Source organism: Actinoplanes ianthinogenes (genome assembly GCF_018324205.1).
Lineage (GTDB): Bacteria > Actinomycetota > Actinomycetes > Mycobacteriales > Micromonosporaceae > Actinoplanes > Actinoplanes ianthinogenes.
Window position 1 is genome coordinate 3,374,226 of the sequence record NZ_AP023356.1, and the last position, 18,829, is coordinate 3,393,054.

17 protein-coding genes are annotated in these 18,829 nt (G+C 71.5%); 2 read left to right on the forward strand and 15 right to left on the reverse strand.

Going from position 1 to position 18,829, the window contains the following annotated elements; all coding sequences use genetic code 11:
- Window positions 1-44 precede the first annotated feature (44 nt).
- The 6 genes from Aiant_RS15110 to Aiant_RS15135 form a co-directional block, all read right to left on the reverse strand.
- Window positions 45-785, reverse strand: a complete 741-nt coding sequence (locus Aiant_RS15110; RefSeq protein ID WP_189328892.1) for a gamma-glutamyl-gamma-aminobutyrate hydrolase family protein — start codon at window positions 783-785, stop codon at window positions 45-47.
- Window positions 786-800: 15 nt separating this feature from the next.
- Complete coding sequence (locus Aiant_RS15115) at window positions 801-1,493, reverse strand: gamma-glutamyl-gamma-aminobutyrate hydrolase family protein (RefSeq protein ID WP_189328891.1); 693 nt, start codon at window positions 1,491-1,493, stop codon at window positions 801-803.
- 178 nt (window positions 1,494-1,671) lie between these two features.
- Entirely contained in the window at window positions 1,672-2,436 is a 765-nt protein-coding gene (locus Aiant_RS15120) for a 3-oxoacyl-ACP reductase (RefSeq protein WP_189328890.1), read from the reverse strand.
- Window positions 2,437-3,798, reverse strand: a complete 1,362-nt coding sequence (locus Aiant_RS15125) for an aldehyde dehydrogenase family protein (protein WP_189328889.1) — start codon at window positions 3,796-3,798, stop codon at window positions 2,437-2,439.
- A 16-nt stretch (window positions 3,799-3,814) separates the two neighbouring features.
- Complete coding sequence (locus Aiant_RS15130) at window positions 3,815-5,161, reverse strand: glutamine synthetase family protein (protein ID WP_189328888.1); 1,347 nt, start codon at window positions 5,159-5,161, stop codon at window positions 3,815-3,817.
- A 13-nt stretch (window positions 5,162-5,174) separates the two neighbouring features.
- On the reverse strand, window positions 5,175-6,707 hold the full coding sequence (locus tag Aiant_RS15135; protein ID WP_189328887.1) for an amino acid permease: 1,533 nt from the start codon (window positions 6,705-6,707) through the stop codon (window positions 5,175-5,177).
- 357 nt (window positions 6,708-7,064) lie between these two features.
- On the opposite strand from Aiant_RS15135, the gene Aiant_RS15140 reads away from it, so the two are divergent.
- Together Aiant_RS15140 and Aiant_RS15145 are read left to right on the forward strand one after the other, a co-directional pair.
- Window positions 7,065-7,583 carry a SigE family RNA polymerase sigma factor gene (locus Aiant_RS15140; RefSeq protein ID WP_189328886.1) on the forward strand — a complete coding sequence of 173 codons (519 nt, stop codon included), beginning with the start codon at window positions 7,065-7,067 and terminating at the stop codon, window positions 7,581-7,583.
- The gene (locus tag Aiant_RS15145; protein WP_189328885.1) at window positions 7,580-8,740 is read left to right on the forward strand and encodes a hypothetical protein; all 1,161 of its coding nucleotides are present in this window, start codon (window positions 7,580-7,582) and stop codon (window positions 8,738-8,740) included. The genes Aiant_RS15140 and Aiant_RS15145 overlap by 4 nt, the downstream gene beginning before the upstream one ends.
- A gap of 72 nt (window positions 8,741-8,812) precedes the next feature.
- On the opposite strand, the gene Aiant_RS15150 is transcribed toward Aiant_RS15145, so the two are convergent.
- The 9 genes from Aiant_RS15150 to Aiant_RS15190 all read right to left on the reverse strand — a co-directional run bounded on the left by Aiant_RS15150 (window position 8,813) and on the right by Aiant_RS15190 (window position 18,780).
- Window positions 8,813-9,868 carry an ABC transporter permease gene (locus Aiant_RS15150; RefSeq protein ID WP_189328884.1) on the reverse strand — a complete coding sequence of 352 codons (1,056 nt, stop codon included), beginning with the start codon at window positions 9,866-9,868 and terminating at the stop codon, window positions 8,813-8,815.
- The gene (locus Aiant_RS15155; RefSeq protein WP_189328883.1) at window positions 9,865-10,758 is read right to left on the reverse strand and encodes an ABC transporter ATP-binding protein; all 894 of its coding nucleotides are present in this window, start codon (window positions 10,756-10,758) and stop codon (window positions 9,865-9,867) included. The genes Aiant_RS15150 and Aiant_RS15155 overlap by 4 nt, the downstream gene beginning before the upstream one ends.
- A gap of 61 nt (window positions 10,759-10,819) precedes the next feature.
- Window positions 10,820-11,479 carry a response regulator gene (locus tag Aiant_RS15160; protein ID WP_189328882.1) on the reverse strand — a complete coding sequence of 220 codons (660 nt, stop codon included), beginning with the start codon at window positions 11,477-11,479 and terminating at the stop codon, window positions 10,820-10,822.
- A complete protein-coding gene (locus Aiant_RS15165; RefSeq protein ID WP_189328881.1) occupies window positions 11,476-12,762 on the reverse strand; it encodes a sensor histidine kinase in 1,287 nt (428 codons plus the stop codon). Before Aiant_RS15165 ends, Aiant_RS15160 begins: the two co-directional genes overlap by 4 nt.
- A gap of 10 nt (window positions 12,763-12,772) precedes the next feature.
- Window positions 12,773-13,135: a MerR family transcriptional regulator gene (locus Aiant_RS15170; protein ID WP_189328880.1), complete on the reverse strand. Its 363-nt coding sequence runs from the start codon at window positions 13,133-13,135 to the stop codon at window positions 12,773-12,775.
- An 818-nt stretch (window positions 13,136-13,953) separates the two neighbouring features.
- Complete coding sequence (locus Aiant_RS15175; RefSeq protein WP_189328879.1) at window positions 13,954-14,895, reverse strand: hypothetical protein; 942 nt, start codon at window positions 14,893-14,895, stop codon at window positions 13,954-13,956.
- Window positions 14,896-15,022: 127 nt separating this feature from the next.
- Window positions 15,023-15,607 carry a TetR/AcrR family transcriptional regulator gene (locus tag Aiant_RS15180; RefSeq protein ID WP_189328986.1) on the reverse strand — a complete coding sequence of 195 codons (585 nt, stop codon included), beginning with the start codon at window positions 15,605-15,607 and terminating at the stop codon, window positions 15,023-15,025.
- A gap of 15 nt (window positions 15,608-15,622) precedes the next feature.
- The gene (locus Aiant_RS15185; protein WP_229829847.1) at window positions 15,623-17,755 is read right to left on the reverse strand and encodes a YhgE/Pip domain-containing protein; all 2,133 of its coding nucleotides are present in this window, start codon (window positions 17,753-17,755) and stop codon (window positions 15,623-15,625) included.
- The gene (locus tag Aiant_RS15190; protein ID WP_189328878.1) at window positions 17,752-18,780 is read right to left on the reverse strand and encodes an ABC transporter ATP-binding protein; all 1,029 of its coding nucleotides are present in this window, start codon (window positions 18,778-18,780) and stop codon (window positions 17,752-17,754) included. The genes Aiant_RS15185 and Aiant_RS15190 overlap by 4 nt, the downstream gene beginning before the upstream one ends.
- Between the last annotated feature and the right edge of the window lie 49 nt (window positions 18,781-18,829).

Consider the following 18,829-nt stretch of genomic DNA (forward strand, 5'->3'; position numbering starts at 1 on the left):
CCGGCCCGGAGGCACGTTAACACCGGCCCGGCCGGGCCGCCGCGCTACACCGCCGCGGCGATTTCCCGGTTCAGGGCGGCGGCCTCGGTCAGAGCGGCGAACGCCCGCAGGTCCGTGGTCCGCTCCGGATGCCACTGCACGCCCAGCGCGAAGGTGTGCCCGGGATGTTCGATGATCTCCACCACCCGGTCGTCCGGGCACCAGCCGGTCGCCACGAACTCACCCGGATCGGCGACCGCCTGATGGTGGAACGAGTTCACCGTGGTCTGCCGGCCGAACAGGTCGTGCGCCAGGGACCCGGCGGCGGTCACCACGTCGTGCCGGCCGTAGTCGCCGGCCCCGGCCGCGAGCGGATCGGTGCCGGTCGCGCCCCGGTGCCGGTCGTGCCCGATCAGGTCCGGCAGGTGCTGGTGCAGCGAGCCACCGGTGGCCACCGCCATCACCTGGTGTCCCCGGCAGACCCCGAGCACCGGCAGGTCGGCGTCGAGGGCGGCGCGCATCAGCATCAGCTCGGCGGCGTCGCGCCCGGCGTCCGCCTCGGTCTCCGGGTGCGGTCTCTCCCCCCAGTGCGCCGGATCCACGTCGCCGCCTCCGGTGAACACGATGCCGTCCAGCGACTCGAGCACGTCGGTGCCGGGGTCGTCCGGGGTGATCAGCACCGCTCGCCCTCCGCTGGCGTGCACCGCTTTGACATAGGTCATCGGCAGCATGCCGGCGTAGAGGTCGTTGCGGCCGTACCGCACCTGCTCCGCGTACGCGGTAAGGCCGATCAGCGGTCTGCGCATGGGGGTGTGGTCCTCCTAGCTCCGTTCGGCTGCCGCCGCCACCAGGGCGCCGAAGATCCGTTTGTCCCGGCCGACCTCGGGATGCCACTGCACGCCGAGCACGAAGCTCCGGTCCAGGTCCTCGACCGCCTCCGGCAGGCCGTCCTCGGCCCGGCCGGTGACGACCAGTTTCCCGGGATCGGCGACGCCCTGATGGTGGAAGCAGTTGATGGTGACGTCCTCGCCCATCAGGCCGGCGATCCGGCTGCCGGGGGTGAAGACGGCGTCGTGCCGCCCGTACACCGCCGGGGCGGGGCGGTGCCGCTCGTGGCCGAGCACATCGGGCAGATGCTGGTGCAGTGCCCCACCGGCGGCGGCGACCAGCAGCTGCATGCCCCGGCAGACGCCGAGGACCGGCAGGTCCCGGTCGAGGGCCGCCCGGAGCAGCAGAAGTTCGGCTTCGTCCCGTTCCGGGTGGGTCACGGTGTGGATCCCCGGTTCCGCGCCGTACAAACCCGGGGAGATGTCCGGACCGCCGGAGAACAGCAGGCCGTCCAGCATCCGGAGCACATCGGTGTCCCGGTCGTCGGGCGGCAGCAGCACCGCCCGGCCGCCGGCCAGGGTGACCGCGGCGGCGTAGTCGCTCGGAACGAGGGTGGTGGGAAGATCACGCCACACGCCCCAGGACGCGGGCAACTCGTACGTCGTTATCCCGATGATCGGACGCATCGCACCACCGTAGCCACCGCCCGCCCACGCTCCTCACACAGGCGCGCGGCGCCGGTGATCCGGCGCCGCGCGACGGGCCCCTTCAGACCTGCTTCAGACGGGGACCAAGACCCGACTGAACAGGGATTCGACCCCTGTAGTAAAGATCCCGTTCCCCGGCCGGCGGGTGACTAAACGTTTACAGCGGAGTTACATACGCACCGGTGATCCCGCCGTCGACGACGAACTGCGAGGCGGTCATGAACGAGGCGTCGTCACTGGCCAGGAACGCCACCGCGGCGGCGATCTCCTCCGGTTCGGCGAACCGGCCCATCGGCACGTGCACCAGGCGGCGGGCGGCCCGCTCCGGGTCCTTGGCGAACAGCTCCATCAGCAGCGGGGTGGCCACCGGGCCGGGGCAGAGCGCGTTGATCCGGATGCCCTCCCGGGCGAACTGCACGCCCAGCTCCCGGGTCATCGCCAGCACCCCGCCCTTGCTGGCGGTGTAAGCGATCTGCGAGGTGGCCGCGCCGAGCAGCGCCACGAACGACGCGGTGTTGATGATCGAGCCCTTGCCCTGCCGTTGCATGTGCGGGATCGCGTACTTGCAGCAGAAGAAGACGCTGGTCGTGTTGACCTTGAGCACCCGCTCCCACGCGTCCAGCCCGGTGACCAGGATCGAGTCGTCGTCGGGCGGGGAGATGCCGGCGTTGTTGAACGCGATGTCGACCCGCCCGTGCCGCTCGGCGACCCCGTCGAAGAGCGCCTTGACCTGCTCCTCGTCGCTGACGTCGCAGGCCACGAACTCCCCGCCGACCTCGGCGGCGACCGCCTTGCCGGCGTCCTCGGAGATGTCGACGGCCACCACCTTGGCGCCCTCGGCGGCGAACCGCCGGGCGGTGGCCAGCCCGATCCCGCTCCCGGCGCCGGTGATCACGGCCACCCGGTCCTGCAAGCGCTCCACTCAAGCCCCCATCGAGATAAAGACGTTCTTCACGTCGGTGAACGACAGCAGCGCGTCCGGACCCAGTTCGCGGCCGAGGCCGGACTGCTTCATCCCGCCGAACGGGGTCCAGTACCGCACCGACGAGTTGCTGTTGACGCTCAGCGCGCCGGTCTCCACCGCACGGGAGACCCGCAGGGCGCGGCCGACGTCACGGGTCCAGATCGAGCCGGAGAGGCCGTACTCGGTGTCGTTGGCGAGACGGATCGCCTCGGCCTCGTCGCGGAACGGGAGCACGCTGACGACCGGGCCGAAGATCTCCTCGCGCCAGTGCCGGTCCGCCGCGCCGGAAGCGAGCAGCACGGTCGGCGGGAACCACCAGCCGTCACTGTCCGGGGCGGAACCACGGAACGCGACGTCGGCACCGTCCACGTACGACGCCACGGTGTCCCGTTGACCGGAAGAGATCAGTGGGCCCATTTCCGACATCTCACTGGACGGGTCTGCTACCCGAAATTTCGTGACGGCTGGTTCGAGGAGGGCGAGGAACTTGTCGTACACCGAAGCCTCGACCAGCAACCGTGACCTCGCGCAACAGTCCTGACCCGCGTTGTCGAAGACCGCGCCCGGCGCGGCCGCCGCCGCGGCCTCGAGATCGGCATCCGCGAAGACGACGTTGGCGCTCTTCCCGCCGAGTTCCAGAGTGACCCTTTTGACCTGCTCGGCACAGCCCGCCATGATCGATTTTCCGACCGCGGTGGAGCCGGTGAAGCAGACCTTGCGGACCGCCGGATGCGTGACGAACCGCTGCCCGACCACGCTCCCCTTGCCCGGCAGCACCTGGAAGACGTCCTCCGGCAGCCCCGCCTCCAGGGCCAGCTCGCCGAGCCGGATCGCGGTCAGCGGGGTGAGCTCGGCCGGCTTGAGCACGACCGTGTTGCCGGCCGCCAGCGCCGGGGCGAACCCCCAGCCGGCGATCGGCATCGGGAAGTTCCACGGCACGATGATCCCGACCACGCCGAGCGGCTCGTGGAAGGTCACGTCGAGACCGCCGGGCACCGGGATCTGCCGGCCGGACAGCCGCTCCGGCGCGCCGGCGTAGTAGTTCAGCACGTCACGGACGTTGCCGGCCTCCCAGCGGGCGTTGCCGATGGTGTGCCCCGCGTTGCGCACCTCCACCTGCGCCAGCTCCTCCAGGTGGTCCTCGACCACCGTGGCGAAGCGGCGCAGCAGCCGCGCCCGGTCACCGGGCGCGACCGCGCGCCATCGGTCGAAAGCCTTCTGGGCACGGTCGATGGCCGCGTCGGTGGCGGCCAGGTCCAGCGACGGCACGGTCGTGAAGACCGCGCCCGTCGCCGGGTTGATCACATCAGTAGTCCCCACGCCAAGATCCTCACACTCAGAGGCGTTCGAATCCACGACGCAGTTCCCAGTCGGTCACCGCGGCGTCGAAAGCCGCCAGTTCCACCCGGCCCATGTTGGCGTAGTGCGCGACCACATCGGCCCCGAACGCCGCTTCCGCAACCTCCGAGGAGGCCCACAGGTCGGTCGCCTCGCGCAGCGTCCCCGGCACCCGCCCGGCGGTCGCGTCCAGGTAGGCGTTCCCGGCGAACTCGTCCTCGAGCGGCAGCTCCGCCTCGATGCCGTGCACCGCCCCGGCCACCAGGGCGGCGATCGCCAGGTACGGGTTCACGTCCCCGCCGGGCACCCGGTTCTCCACCCGCATCCCCTGCCCGTGCCCGGCGATCCGCAGCGCGCAGGTCCGGTTGTCCACCCCCCAGCGCAGCGCCGTCGGCGCGAACGACCCGGGCTGGTACCGCTTGTACGAGTTGATGTTCGGCGCGAACAGCAGGCTGAACTCGCGCATCGTGGCGAGCAGCCCGGCGATCGCCCGCTGCCCGATCTCGCTCAGATGCGCCGGCCCGTCGCCGAGCATCGCCGACCGGTCGTCCGCGCCGCGCAGCGAGAAGTGGATGTGGCAGGAGTTGCCCTCGCGCTCGTTCGGCTTGGCCATGAAGGTGAGCGCCATCCCCTCCTGGGCGGCGATCTCCTTGGCCCCGTTCTTGTAGATGACGTGGTTGTCGGCGCAGGTGAGCGCGTCGGCGTACCGGAACGCGATCTCGTGCTGACCGAAATTGCACTCGCCCTTGGCGCTCTCCGGGAGCAGGCCGGCGCCGTACATGTCGTTCCTGATCCGGCGCAGCAGCGGCTCGACCCGCGCGGTGCCGAGCAGCGAGTAGTCCACGTTGTACTGGTTCGCCGGGGTCAAGCCGCGGTAGCCGAGCGCGTGCGCGTGCTCATAGCTGTCCCGGTACAGGACGAACTCCAGCTCGGTCCCGGCGAACGCCGTCAGGCCGTGCGCCGCCAGCCGGTCCAGCTGGCGGCGCAGGATCTGCCGCGGTGACGCCGGCACCGGCTCTCCCGCGGTGTCGAACAGGTCGGCCAGCACCAGCGCGGTGCCCGGCTGCCACGGCACCGGGCGCAACGTGCGGAAGTCCGGCCGCATCACGAAGTCGCCGTACCCGGTGGACCAGGAGGACATCTCGTACCCGTCCACGGTGTTCATGTCGACGTCGACCGCGAGCAGGTAGTTGCACCCCTCGCTGCCGCCGCTCGCCACCTCGTCCATGAAATACCGGCCGTGCAGCCGCTTGCCCTGCAAACGGCCCTGCATGTCGGTGAGCGCCAGCAGCACCGTGTCGATGCTGCCGTTGCCGACCGCGACGTCGAGGTCCTCGAGATCCATGGGTCCAGTCCTATCAGTCGTTGGCCGTCGGCATGGTCTGCTCGCCGTGTGCCGCCTTCTCCAGCAGGTTCGATCGGGGTCCGGTGAACCACTTCCGGGCGCCCGCGAACCACCAGATCGTCGCCCCACCGAGCACCACGGCCACCGCGAAGATCGTGTAGTTGAAGTTCTTCGCGGTGATCGGACCGGCCGTCGGCAGCACGAACAGCACGCAGATGACACCTACCCAGACGATCGCGGTCCAACCGATCACCGCGCTCCACCGGCCGAGCTGCCACGGGCCGGGCTCGAACTCCGCGTTGCGGCGGCGCAGGAAGACCGGGCCGACGTACGCGATGTACAACCCGATCACCGCGATCGAGGTGGCCGCCAGGTACGCCGTGGTGTTCCAGAGCGACGGCAGCACCAGGATCGTGGAGATGGTCACGCACAGCCAGATCGAGTTGGTCGGGGTGCCGGTCCGCGGGTTGACCTGCTTCCACAGCCGGGAGCCGGGCAGCGCGCCGTCCCGGGCGAACGCGTAGGACATCCGCGAGTTCGCGGTGACCGAGGCCATCCCGCAGAACCACTGCGCGACCATGCAGATGAACAGCAGGAACGTGCCCACGTCGTGCCCGGCCGCGTCGATGAAGATCTGCGCCGGTGGCAGCCCCAGCGAGGTGGTCGCCGACCCGTCGTAGTCCTGGATGGACCAGGTGATCGCGAACAGCAGCACGAACCCGGCGATCACCGACACCACCACCGACATCACGATGCCCCGCGGCGCCGCGTTCGCCGCGTCGTGCGTCTCCTCGGCGACGTGCGCGGAGGCGTCGTACCCGGTGTAGGTGTACTGCGCCATCAGCAGTCCGATCAGGACGGCGTACACGGTCGCCCCGGTGAAGTCGAACCCGGTCGCGTTCTTCACCTCGAAGAACACCTCGGAGATCGGCTTGTGCTGGTCCGGCAGCACGGCCAGCAGCACCACGATCACGCCGACGCCGATCAGGTGCCACCACGCGCTGACGTCGGAGAGCACCCGCACCAGGTTCACGCCGAACGTGTTCAGCAAGCCGTGCACCACGATGATGACCAGGAAGATCAGGAAGGTCCGCGGCGTGGTGACCTCCATGTCGAAGGTCAGGCTCAGGAACGCCGCCGTGGTGATCGCCGCCCCGAAGTCGATCGCCGCGGTCACCGCGACCTCGCCGAGGAAGTTGAACCAGCCGATGAACCAGGCCCAGGCGGCCTTGTTCCGTTTGGCCAGCGCCGCGGCCCACCAGTACAGCGCGCCGGCCGTCGGATAGGCCGAGCAGACCTCGGCCATGGCCAGCGCCACCAGGGTGACCATGCCACCCACGAAGAGCCAGCCGAGCGTGATCGCCATGGGGCCGCCGGCGTTCATCGCGATCCCGTAGGAGGTGATCGCACCGGCCAGAATCGAAATGATCGAGAAGGAGACGGCGAAGTTGGAGAAGCCGGACAACCGGCGGTGAAGTTCCTGTTTGTACCCGAGTTGCGCTAGTCGTTCTTCATCGGTTCCGGTGACGGCTGGTTCACTGCTCATGCGCGAGCTCCCTTGCCGAAGGTGTGACCTGAGCCACGGGTTTCGGTGATGATCGCTCCGCTGTGTTACGGCCGTCAATGATCAGCGTTAATTGCGTTGCCGGTTGTCCTGCCCGGTGCGAACCTTGCTCTCACCGGACGTTCGGGAAGCCCTCGGCAAGCTCCTCACGTCCCGGTTGTCGACAACCTTCCCGCGGTGGTGCGGGGCGCGGTCACTCTCTCTTCCCGCACGCGGCCTGTGCCGCGAGCGCCCGCCCCGCACCACCGCCCACCTTTCTCGTCCCGACCCCCAACCTTTTCCCGCGACTTATCGTCTTGGCTGGTATGTCACCTCCAGTTCGGTCGGGAAGGGGCGGATGTGGACGCTCTCGCACCTGACTTCGACGCATTCATCCGGGCCAGAACACCGGCGTTGCTGCGGTCGGCGTACCTGCTGACCGGTGACCAGCACCTGGCCGAGGATCTCGTGCAGAGCGCGCTGGGCCAGACCCACCGCGCCTGGCGCCGGCTGTACGCCAGCGGCAACGCCGAGGCGTACACCCGCAAGACCATGTATCACCTGCAGGTCTCTCGCTGGCGACGCCGGCGGGTGGCCGAAACGCCGGCCGGTGACCTGCCGGACCTGCCCGGCGGACAACCCGACCACGCCGACCAGACGGTGCTGCGACTGTCGTTGCGCAGCGCGCTGGACCGGCTCACCCGCAAGCAGCGCGCGGTGATCGTCCTGCGGTTCTTCGACGACCTGACCGAGGCCCAGGCGGCGGACGTCCTGGGGGTCAGCGTCGGCACCGTCAAGAGTCAGACCGCGAAGGCGCTCGAGCGGCTGCGGGTCCTCGCGCCGGAACTCAGCGATGTGGTGACGGGAGACGCACGATGATCGAGATCGACAACCTGCGCCGGGGACTGAGCGCGATGGCCGAGCAGGCGGAACCCGTCGACCTGCGGGACCGGGCCCTGGCCACCTCCCGGCGCATCCGGGTCCGCCGCACCGCCGCGACCGCCGCGGCCGGGATCGCCGCCGTGGTCGTCGCGCTGAGCGCCGCGGTCGCGGTCCGCACCGACCGGCCACCCGCGCCGGCCGACACCCCGGCGCCCACCGCACCGGCGCCGACCGCGCTGCCGGCCGAGCCGGGAGACGCCCAACCGGACCTCGGCCCGTTCGACACGGCCACCGTCACGGTGCCGTCCTGGGGCTCCGCCGCCGACCCCACCTGCCCCACCGGCCGGATCACGCTGACCGGCGGCCAGTACCAGCGGAACGGGGCGGGCCGGACGGTGAACGTGCTGTCCTCGGTCGCGGTCGACGTCGACCGGGACGGCGTCAAGGACTACGTGGCACACCTGATGTGCGGTGAGGGGCCGGAAGCGGGCGGCAGCCAGATCGTCGCGTTCCGGCGCGACGGCCGGGAGCTGAAGCCGATCGGCCGGGTGGTCGGGACCCAGGACGGCATCGCCATGATGGATTACGTCGAGGCTCGTGACGGCGGCCGGATCGCGGTGCTGGTCTCGGCGGAGTACACCGACGGCGGGCAGAACAGCGTGCCGAACCAGTGGCGCACCTATGCCTGGCGGGACGGCCGGTTCCGGCAGGTGGACGGGCCGCGGACGTTCCCGCCGGCGCCGCCCGCGGCCCGGCTGACCGTCGCCGCCTCCCCACTCGCCTTCCAGACGGCCGGCGACGGGTACACCGGCCGGCTGACGGTGACGGTGCGCAACGCCGGCGCCGTCGACGTGGACCGGCTCGAAATCCTGCTCGTGCTGCCGGTCCAGGTCCGGCCGACGGGTGCGGGCTGGGCGGGCTGCGTCACCCGGCCCGGCGGCGACGACACGGCGCTGGTCTGCACCGTCGCCGGCCCGCGGGCGCGGTCGAGTGTCGCGGTCCCGTTCGCCTTCGTCGCGGCCGGCAAGCCGGTGGTGGCCGACGATCCGGTGAACCTCGGCAACCACTACGTGTCGATCTCGCAGCCACCGCCGTACGACGGGCAGGTTCTGATCAACGAACCGGAGGCGATCATCCCGATCACCGTGCCGTGAGCCGGGCGCGGTGACGGCGAAGCGCCCGCCCCGGTGCGCGACCGGGGCGGGCGTTCGGGCGTACCGAAGCAATCAGGCCTTGCGGAGAGCGGCCAGGAACGACGTCTTGACCTGGGTGCGCAGCAGGGAACCGGAGTAGATCCGGGCACCCACCGCGAGCAGCGCCACCGCCGTGACCGCGAGGATCAGCAGGGCCACCACCGGCTCCCAGAGGGCCACGTCGCCGTGGAACAGGCGGATCGGCATGGCCAGCGGGGACGAGAAGGGCACATAGGACAGCACCGTCATCGCCACGCCGTCCTTCGGGACGCTGACGGCCAGGAAGAACGGGATCAGGACCAGCATCTGGGCGGGCATCGTGGTGCTGGCCAGTTCCTCCTGGCGGGAGGCGAGAGCGCCGACCCCGGCCCACAGCGAGGCCAGCATCACGAAGCCGAGGACGAAGAACGGGACGAACCAGCCGATCGCCGGAACGACCGCGTTGAGCAGGCCGGGCGCCGCCTCGGTGACCGACATGCCGACCACGGCGACCACCGCGAGCAGCGCCACCTGGGCGAACGCCAGCAGGGTCAGGGCTGCCACCTTGCCGGCCAGCAGGGCCCGGATCGGCACACTGGAGACCAGGATCTCCACGATCCGGGTCTGTTTCTCCTCGACGACGCTCTGCGCGATCTGCATGCCGAAGCTGAACGAGGTGAAGAAGAACAGCATCGCGAACGCCAGCGGCACCAGGACCCGGGCGACCTCCTCCACCTCGCTGGGTTCGAGGAGTTTGACCTGCGGTTCGACGCTGAGGGCGCGGACCACCTGGTCCGGCTCCTCGTCCAGGCCGATCACCACCGGGCCGGGCAGCACCGCGGCGTCCACCTCGCCGTCGCGGACCAGCTGCTCCGCGGTGGCGGTGTCCGGGACCGTGCGCACCTCCATGCCGTGTTGCTGGAGCACGCTGACCGAGGCGGGGTCGGCGACCGCGACCTTGGTCGGGCCGCCGTTGATCAGGGCCGGCAGGACGATCGACGCGATCACGATGAGCAGGAAGATCAGGGTGCCGTAGAGGAAGGCCTTGTCGCGCAGCTTGACCCGGATCTCCCGGGCGGCGACCAGTTTGACGGCGTCGAGGGTGCTCACTGGATGACCTCTCGGAAGATCTCGGCGAGGGACGGGCGGACCGGGCCGAACGCGTGCACCGGGCCCCGGGCCAGCGCGGCCTGGAGCACAGCCTGGTCACCGGTCCCGGCGTCCAGGTCGAAGGTCGCGTGCCGGCCGTCCAGGTCGATCAGGGTGACGCCGGGTTCGTCGCGCAGCCAGCCGGCGTCGCCGCCGACCTCGATCCGGTACCGCGGCAGCGTGTACTGGTCGCGCAGCCCGGCCCGGTCGCCGGCCGCCCGGATGGTGCCGTCGGCGATGATCACCAGGTCGTCGCAGAGGCGTTCCACCAGGTCGAGCTGGTGACTGGAGAAGAGCACCGCGGCGCCGGCGGCGGCCCGCTCACGCAGCACCCCGAGCACGTTCTCCACGGCGAGCGGGTCGAGGCCGGAGAACGGCTCGTCCAGCACCAGCAGCTCCGGGTCGTGCACCAGCGCGGCTGCGATCTGCGCCCGCTGCTGGTTGCCCAGCGACAGCTTCTGCACGTGGTCGTTCGCGCGCTCGCCCAGCTCCAGGCGCTCGAGCAGGGTCATCGTCCGGCGGCGGGCCTCGGCGGCGCCCAACCCGTGCAGCCGGCCCAGATAGACGATCTGCTCCAGCACGCTCATCTTCGGGTAGAGCCCGCGCTCCTCGGGCATGTAGCCGAACCGCTGCCGGATCTCCCGGGTCAGCGGCTCGCCCCGCCAGGTCACCGTGCCCGCGTCGGCGGCCAGGACTCCGAGGATGATCCGCATGGTGGTGGTCTTGCCGGCGCCGTTGGCGCCGACGAATCCGGTCAGCCGACCGGCCGCGACGGTGAACGACACGTCCTTGAGGACCTGCCGCTCCCCGAACGACCGGTTGACCGCGTCGACGGTGAGGACGGTGTTCATGGGGTAAACGCTAGAGATCGCGACGACGTGAGGCGTCCGGCGCGCGACGGACAGCGGCGGGTCATTCCCGCGAAGGACGGACGACCCCCAGCTCGTACGCGAGGACCACGGCCTGGGTGCGGTCGCGCGCGCCGAGTTTCATCAGCACCCGGCTCACGTGCGTCTTCACCGTCGTCTCGCCGAGGTGCAGCGCGGCGGCGATCTCCGCGTTGGTGGCCCCGCCGGCCAGCTCGACCAGCACCTCGTGCTCGCGCGGGGTGAGCTCGCCGAGCCGCACACCCGGCTCCGGCGCCCGCTGCCGGGGCGCGCTGAACTCGGCGATCACCCGCCGGGTCACCGCCGGGGCGAGCAGCGCGTCACCGGCCGCGATCACCCGGACCGCCTCGGTCAGCGCCTCCGGGGTGCCGTTCTTCAGCAGGAAGCCGCTGGCCCCGGCCTGCAACGCGGCGAACAGGTAGTCGTCTCGGTCGAAGGTGGTCAGGATCAGCACCGACGGGCCGCCCTCGGCCGCGATCCGGCGGGTCGCCTCCAGGCCGTCCATCACCGGCATCTCGACGTCCATCAGCACGACGTCGGGCCGCAGCCGCAGCGCCAGCTCGACCGCCTGGGCGCCGTCCGCGGCCTCGCCGACCACCGTGAGGTCGTCCTCCATCTCGAGGATGACCCGGAACCCGGACCGGACCAGCAGGTGATCATCCGCGAGGAGGACCTGGATCGTCACGCGGCGCTCCCGATCGTCATCGAGCCGTACGGCAGCCGGGCCCGGACCCGGTACCCACCTCCGCTGCGCCGCCCGGCCTCCAGGGTCCCGTCGTGCACCGCCACCCGCTCCCGCATCCCGATCAGTCCCATCCCGCTGCCCCCCGCTCCGGCGCCGCCGTGCCCGTCGTCGGCCACGTCGAGTTCCAGCTCGTCGGCGAGATACCGGATCCGGATGTCGAGCGTGCCGGCCCGCGCGTGCTTGAGCGTATTGGTCACCGACTCCTGGACGATCCGGTAGGCCGCCTGGGAGACCGAGTCGGGCAACGGGGCCGGCTCCCCGTACGTACCGAAATGGACCTGGAGACCCGCCTCCCGGGCCCGATCGGCGATCTCCTCGATCTTGTCGATGCCGGCGCCCGGCAGCTCGGCGGCCGACGGGTCACCGGCCCGCAGCGCACCCAGCATCCGGCGCAGCTCGTCCACCGCGGTCCGGGCGCCGTCCTCGATCGCGGTCAGCGCGGGCACCGCTTTCGACGGGTCCCTGTCCAGCGCGCGGCGGCAGGCGGAAGCCTGGATGCCCATCACCGAGACGTGGTGGGCGACCACGTCGTGCAGCTCCCGGGCGATCCGGACGCGCTCGCTCAGCACCGCCCGCTCGGCGGCCGCCTCCTGGGCCGCCCGCAACTGCTCGGCCTGCTCGGCCAGCTGGTGCTGACGCCACACGCCACGCCAGGCCGCGTCGCCCATCAGGTAGGTGAAGCCGAAATAGACGATGTTCTGCAGGTAGCCGATGAAGACCGCGGCCCACAGCCGGGGCAGCCAGCCGGTGGCCTCGGTGACATCGGCGAACATCGCCGCCACGACCAGGTCGTGATAGAGCGCGAAGGAGAGCGTCAGCCAGCCGAACATCACCGTCACGATGCCCAGCCGCAGCAGCCGGGAGCGCTGCCGGTCCTGCCCCCACGCGCCGAGCGTGTAGATCGCGGAGAACAGCGCGTAGTTGGCGAGCAGCTGTTCCTCGGCGCCGCGGGCCTGCCCGGCGATGAAGAACACCGAGATCACCACCGCCACCGCCTCGGGGAACCGGCGGCGCCAGGCCAGCGGCAGGGTGGTCACCACCGCCCAGAAGACCTGCTCGGGGAATCCCGGGCTGCTGTCGCTGTGCACGTAACCGGTGCTGCGCAGCAGGTACAGGCTGAGCACGGCGAGGGCGGTGACCCCGACCCCGGTCCACAGATCGTTCCGGCGCTGCTCGGGGGTGGGTCCCGGGCGTCGCCACTCCTCGACGGTCCACGATGGCATGCAGAGACGATTACATGTTCTGTCGCGCGGTGACATCTCGCCGGGTCTGCACCGGGATGCCGGCGTCCTCGCCGGGGCCGAGCTTGCCGCCCAGCTCCCGGATCCGCCGGTGCGCGGCGGCCAGCCGGTCCTCCAGGGTGACGATCCGGACCGCGGCGGCGAGCAGGAAACCCTCGTCGAGCAGCACCCGCACCCGGGCGGCCAGGTCGAGCTGGTGCCGGGAGTAACGGCGGTGGCCGCCGGCCGAGCGATCCGGTTCGATCAGGCCGGTGTCGTCGAGACTGCGGAGGAATGCCGGGGTGACACCGATCAGCTCGGCGGCCCGGCCCATCGTGTACGCCGGAAGGTCGGCGTCGTCCGAATTCCTGGGCATGGTCCCCTCGTGCGGCACACAGTCCAGGGCCCCGGCGGGTAACCGGGGCCCTGGCTTTTCAATTCTGGTGCCGACTCTACTTGTCGGCGCAGGTGGTCGACCGGCTGCGTGCCGCTAGCAGTCGACCGGAGTGATGGGCATCGGCTGCGATCACCTCTTGTCGGGTCGGGGACGTCGTAACTACGCGTTGCTGCGGTATCTCGTCCTCCTTCTCCAACTCAGCGTCTGTGCCAGTTGCGTTGCCGGCCGAGGCCGACCCCACGAACATATGCCTCTTCCGCGACAATTTCTAGAGTCGCCGCTGTAGATTTTTTCCGCCACCCGTCAACTGACCTGCGACAACGCAAGAACCCGTCAATGTCTGCAAGAAGATCGCCAATCGCACTGCCGCTCCCCGGCAAACCTTGCCCGGCCCCTTCGCCGCTCCCCGCGCACGGTTTCCCCACCCGCTTTCGGTACGCCGCGCAGCGCCCGCGATCACGTGTCTGCGACGACGCGCGGCCGCCCTGGTCCCCGCGTCACGAGCCGGTTGACCGAAACCTGACCGCTCTCACGGCTGTCAGGGACCGGCTCGCGACAGGGGACGTTCGGTGCGCGGGGACGATAAGCCGTGAGGGGCCGCATCAGCCCGGTGGTGCCTCGCGGCCGGGAGGGTCGGCGCTGCCTCGCGTGTAGCCACGGGGAGTCTGCGTAGCCGTACAAAATGGGGTTCAGCGGCCTGTTGACCGCGGACCGGAAGGGACCAGCGGCCGGGAGACGGCGGGGTGGAAAGCGGACCGCGAGGGACGAGCGGCCGGGAAGGTTTCGGGAGACGGCCGTCAGGCCAGGCCGAGGGCCCAGGCTCGGGCGTTCCAGATGGCGGAGGCGGCGTTGCGGTAGCGGTAGCGCCAGGGGTCTTCGGCGCCCAGGTTGCCGAGCAGGCGGAGGGCCTCGGCGGCGGCTGCCTGTTCGCGCATCTCGGTGAAGAGGAAGGCGAACGTGTTGACCGCTTCCAGCCAGCCGTAGTGACGGCGGAAGTCCGGGGCGCCGAGGGAGCGGCGGGCGGCTTCGAACAGGTCGGTGCGGACGGCCGGGGAGCGCAGGTAGGCGAGGCCGCTGTCGTAGTCGAGGGCCAGGTGGTGTTCGACGTGGGCCTCGGCGACCAGGAGGGCGTGCGGGTGGCCGGGTGGTACGGCGAGCATGGCCGCGCGGGCGAAGGCGTGCGGCTCGGTCCAGGACGAGCCGCCCCACTTGGGGCACAACTGCTGGAGGCGGGCGCGCTGGCCGGGCAGGTGGTGCGGGTCGATCGCGGCGAGGTCGGCGTAGCGGCGGCGGGCCTCGTCGTGGCCGGCGGCGAGTCCGCGGGCGGAGGTCAGCAGGGCGGTGCGGATGGCCGGGTCGGCCGGGGCGTGCGCGACGCCGGCGAGCAGGACCTCCTCGGCCCGGGTCAGCCAGTGCCGGAACGCCGTGCGCTGGTCCGGGGTGAGGTGCTCGGCGGGCGCCTCGGTGCGGACCTCCCAGCCGAGGTGGAGGAGATGGCTGCCCAGCAGGGCGGCCGCGGCGCCGTCACCCGGGTCCTCGCGCAGCACGTCGCGGAGGAACTCCTCCAGGCCGTCGCGGGCGGCGCCGGCCCGGATCAGGCCGGTCCGCGCGGCCGGCTCGGCGGCGTCCAGCACGGCCCGGCAGGCCGGCCAGTCGCGGCGGCCCAGGGCGGAGCGCAGCGTCCCGAGGTCGGGGTAGGCGGCGGCGAGGTTGAGGACCACGTCGTGAGCGTGCGACACGGCGCGAAGCTTAGATGATCTTCACTTCAAGAAGATGCCGGGCTGCGGCTTGCTGCGCAGCAGGTAGCGGGCGATCACGCCGGCGACCGGCACCGCCAGGAGCAGGGCGATCATCACCGTCTTCACGTCAGGCCACCCGGCGGACGATGGCCAGCAGGGACTCCTCGACGTCCTCGATCGGCCGGTCCGGCTGGAACACCAGCCAGTCGACGGCCACCACCAGCCCGATGCCGAACAGCGCCGACGCGGCCACCCGGACGTCCAGGTCGGCCGGGAGCTCGCCGGAGTCGACGCCGGCCTGGACCGTCTCGGCGATCACGCCGATCGCCTCGGCGCGCAGCAGGACCAGGGTCTGCTGCCACTCCCGGTTGGTCCGCCACATCTCGGAGAGCAGCAGCTGGGCGAAGGCCTGATAGCGCTTGATGTAGCCCAGCTGGGCACGGACCAGGGCACGCACCGCGTCCCGTGGCGGCAGGCCGGCGACGGCGCTCCGGAACTCGGCGGTGAGCAGGCCCACGCCGTGCCGGAGCAGCTCCTCGAACAGATCCGTCTTGGACTTGAAGTTGTAGTAGACCGTGCCCTTGGCGACCTTCGCCCGCAGTGCGATGTCGTCCACCGTGGTCGCCGAGAAGCCCTGCTCGGCGATCAGCTCCACGGCAGCCTCGTACAGCCTCTGCCGGGTGTCCTCGCGCCGGCGGCTCCGCCCGTCCATCGCCACGGCCATAGGTTAGATGACCAGCTCCGGGTGCAGGTCCCCGGCGCGCAACCGGCGCTTGCTGCCGGCGATCGCCGTGGTGAGCAGCAGCGCGACCAGGCCGAAACCGGCCAGCACCAGGGCGCCGTGCACGACCGGGCCGGCGCCGCCGCCGTCGATCGCGTGCCGCATCGCGTCGACCACGTACGTCATCGGCAGCAGCGGGTGGATCGCCTGGAAGAAGCCCGGCGTGGTCTGCACCGGGTAGGTGCCGCCGGACGAGGTGAGCTGGAGCATCAGCAGGACCAGCGCGATGATCCGGCCGGGGGCGCCGAGCGCCGCGCCGATCAGCTGCATGACCGCGGCGAACACGGTGGCGGTGCCGGCCAGCAGGCCCAGGCTCACCCACGGGTGGACCGGGGACAGTCCCAGGCCGAAGCGGACCACGGCGTACAGCAGGGCCGCCTGGACCAGGCCGATCAGCACCCCGGGCAGCAGGCCGGCCAGGGCGACCCGGTGCGGTGGCGCGCCGGACATCAGGTAGCGCCGGTTCAGCGGGCGCAGCAGCATGTAGTTGATCATCGCGCCCACCCAGAGGGCCAGGGCCAGGAAGTACGGCGCGAAGCCGACGCCGTAGGTGCCGGCCGGGTTGTGCACCACCCGGTCCAGGCTGACCGGGTCGGCCAGCACGCCGGAGCGCTGCGACGCGTCGTCGTAACCGGGGATCTGCTCGGCGCCGTCGCTCAGCTTGCCGGCCAGCTCGCCGGCGCCGTCCTGGAGGTCGGCCAGCCCGTTCGCGATCCGGTGCCCGCCGGTGGACAGCTTGCCCAGGCCGGAGTCGATCCGGCGGGCGCCGGAGGCGAGCTGGAAGACGCCGTCGCGCAGGTCGACGGCGCCGTCCGCGGCCTTCGCGGTGCCGGTCTTCAGCTGCTTCGCGCCGGTGGCCAGCTGGTTCAGGCCGTCGGCGAGCTTGTCCACCTGGGTACGGGCGGTGGCGACGTCGTCGGCCAGGTGCGGTGCGGCGTCGGCGACCGCCCGGGCGGTGGTGGCCACCTCGCGCAGCCGGTCGCGCAGCCCGTCCAGATCGGCCGCCCGCACCCGGTGCTGGATCCGCTCGGCGTCCCGGACCAGCCGGTTGGCCAGCCGCTTCGCCTCGGCCAGGTGCGGGGTGTCGGCCGGCATCCGGTTCAGCGCGGCGCGCAGCTCCCGGGCGTCCCGCACCGCCTGGTCGGCGGCGGTGTCGATGGCGCCGACGTTGGCGGCGAGCAGGTCGGCGCCGCGGGCCACCCGATTCGCCGCGTCCTCGATGGTCTGCGTGTTCTCCCTGAGCAGCGGCTCGACCTTGTCGGCCGCGCCGTCGACGGCGGTGGCCAGCCGGCGGCCACCGGCGGCGGCCTCCGAGGTGCCGGCCGCGAGCTGGGCGGCGCCGCCCTCCAGCTGGTGCAGGCCGTCGGCGAGCTGGTCGGCGCCGCGCCCGGCGGTGCCGAGCTTGGCGGCCAGCTTGCCGGTGGCGTCGTGGGCGGTGTCGATCCCGGCGCTCTCCTTCGCCATCGCGGCGTGCAGGGTGCCGGCGCCGTCGGTGATCTGCCCGGCGCCGTCGGCGGCCTTCTCGGTCTGCGACTTCAGGTCGGTGAAGCCGATCAGCATCTGGTCGTAGTACTTCCCCGAGGCGCTGACCGAGGCGGCCGCCCGGACCTCGTCGAAGGCGGTCCGGGCGAAGATCCCGGAGAGGTAGTTGGTGGCGTCGTCGCTGACCGCGCTCAGCTGCGCGTTCTTCGCGGTGGCGTCGGGGTCCGGTGCGGCGGCCAGGTTGCTGGAGAAGTCGGCCGGGATGGCGAGGGCGATCTGGTACTTGCCGCCCTCCAGGCCGTCCTGGGCGGTGGCCGCGTCGACCACGTGCCAGTCGAAGACCTCCCGCTTGATCAGCTCGTCGGCCAGGTCCTGCCCGGCGTGCACGGTCTTGCCGTCCGGGCCGGTGGCCGGCTTGTCCTCGATCACCAGGGCGGCCGGGATGTGGTTGAGGTGGCCGTAGGGGTCCCAGAAGGCATAGAGGTAGAGCGCTCCGTAGAGCAGCGGGACGACCGCGAGGGTGGCCAGCGCGGCGGCGGTGAGGCGGCTGCGCATGAAGCGGCGGATCTCGAGTCCCGCCAGTGAGAAGGCTTTCACTGTCCGCTCCGCTCCTTTTCCGTCTTCTCGGCGAGCTCTTCCGTGAGCTCCTCTTCCGGCTCCGCGTCGTCCGGCTCGGCGTCGTTCGGCTCCGCGTCGTTCGGCTCGGCGCTCTTGGGCTCCGCGTCGTCCGGCTCTGTGCTCTCGGGCTCCGTGGCTGCCGGCTCGGCGCTCTCGGGCTGCGCTTCTTCCGGCGCCGCTACATCGGAAGCCGCTTCTTCCGGCGCCGCTACATCGGAAGCCGCTTCTTGCGGGGCCGCTTCCTGGGGAGCCGCTTCGTGTGGGGCCGCTTCCTGCGGGGCCGCTTCCTGCGGGGCCGCTTCCTGCGGGGCCGCTTCCTGCGGGGCCGCTTCTCGGAGCGCCGCGGCGCTCGCGCCGAACGGCCAGCCGTTCAGCGTCGCCGCATACTCCTCCGCGCTCTGAACCACGACCCGCCCCGGCTCCGCGGCCTGCGGATCACTCAGGTGCACCACCCGGCTGACCCGCGCCGGATCCACCTCCCGCGCGGTGACCAGGACCGCCAGGCCGCCCGCGGTCAGCTCGCCGAGCAGCCCCCACAGCTCGCCCCGCTCCCGCGCGTCCAAGCCCGCGTCCACCCCGTCCAGCGCGATCACCGCAGGCTTCGCGAGACCCGCCAGGACCAGACCCAAAACCTGCTTTTGGTACGGCGTGAGCTCCCGCCCGCGCAACCCCGGCTCGAGCCCGTGCAGCGGCACCGCACCGGCTTCCCGCCGTGGCCGGCCGAGCAGCGCCAGCCGCTCCTCGACGTGCTCGAGCACGGTGAACACCGGCTCCGGATCGGTCACGCCCGCCACGTGCGCGAGCACCGCCGTACCGGAAACGGCGACCGTGCCGGCGGACGACCGCAAGCGGCGCGCCAGCATCAGCAACGTGCTCGTCCGGCCGCTGCCGGGCGGACCGACCACCGCGACCGTCTCGCCCGCCTCGACCGTGAGGTCGAGATCGCGCACCAGCCAGCGCTTGTGGTGCCGGACCCCGGCGCCCGTCGCGCTCAGCACCGCCATGACGTCTCCCCATTTAAACTGACCGGTCAGTTCAAAAACATACCCGCGT

Bases quoted from the DNA above. Each gene is read 5' to 3' on its own strand.
- Aiant_RS15110 (WP_189328892.1), bottom strand. From the start codon at position 785: ATGCGCAGACCGCTGATCGGCCTTACCGCGTACGCGGAGCAGGTGCGG.
- Aiant_RS15115 (WP_189328891.1), bottom strand. From the start codon at position 1,493: ATGCGTCCGATCATCGGGATAACGACGTACGAGTTGCCCGCGTCCTGG.
- Aiant_RS15130 (WP_189328888.1), bottom strand. From the start codon at position 5,161: ATGGATCTCGAGGACCTCGACGTCGCGGTCGGCAACGGCAGCATCGAC.
- Aiant_RS15135 (WP_189328887.1), bottom strand. From the start codon at position 6,707: ATGAGCAGTGAACCAGCCGTCACCGGAACCGATGAAGAACGACTAGCG.
- Aiant_RS15145 (WP_189328885.1), top strand. From the start codon at position 7,580: ATGATCGAGATCGACAACCTGCGCCGGGGACTGAGCGCGATGGCCGAG.
- Aiant_RS15155 (WP_189328883.1), bottom strand. From the start codon at position 10,758: ATGAACACCGTCCTCACCGTCGACGCGGTCAACCGGTCGTTCGGGGAG.
- Aiant_RS15165 (WP_189328881.1), bottom strand. From the start codon at position 12,762: ATGCCATCGTGGACCGTCGAGGAGTGGCGACGCCCGGGACCCACCCCC.
- Aiant_RS15170 (WP_189328880.1), bottom strand. From the start codon at position 13,135: ATGCCCAGGAATTCGGACGACGCCGACCTTCCGGCGTACACGATGGGC.
- Aiant_RS15180 (WP_189328986.1), bottom strand. From the start codon at position 15,607: ATGGACGGGCGGAGCCGCCGGCGCGAGGACACCCGGCAGAGGCTGTAC.
- Aiant_RS15190 (WP_189328878.1), bottom strand. From the start codon at position 18,780: ATGGCGGTGCTGAGCGCGACGGGCGCCGGGGTCCGGCACCACAAGCGC.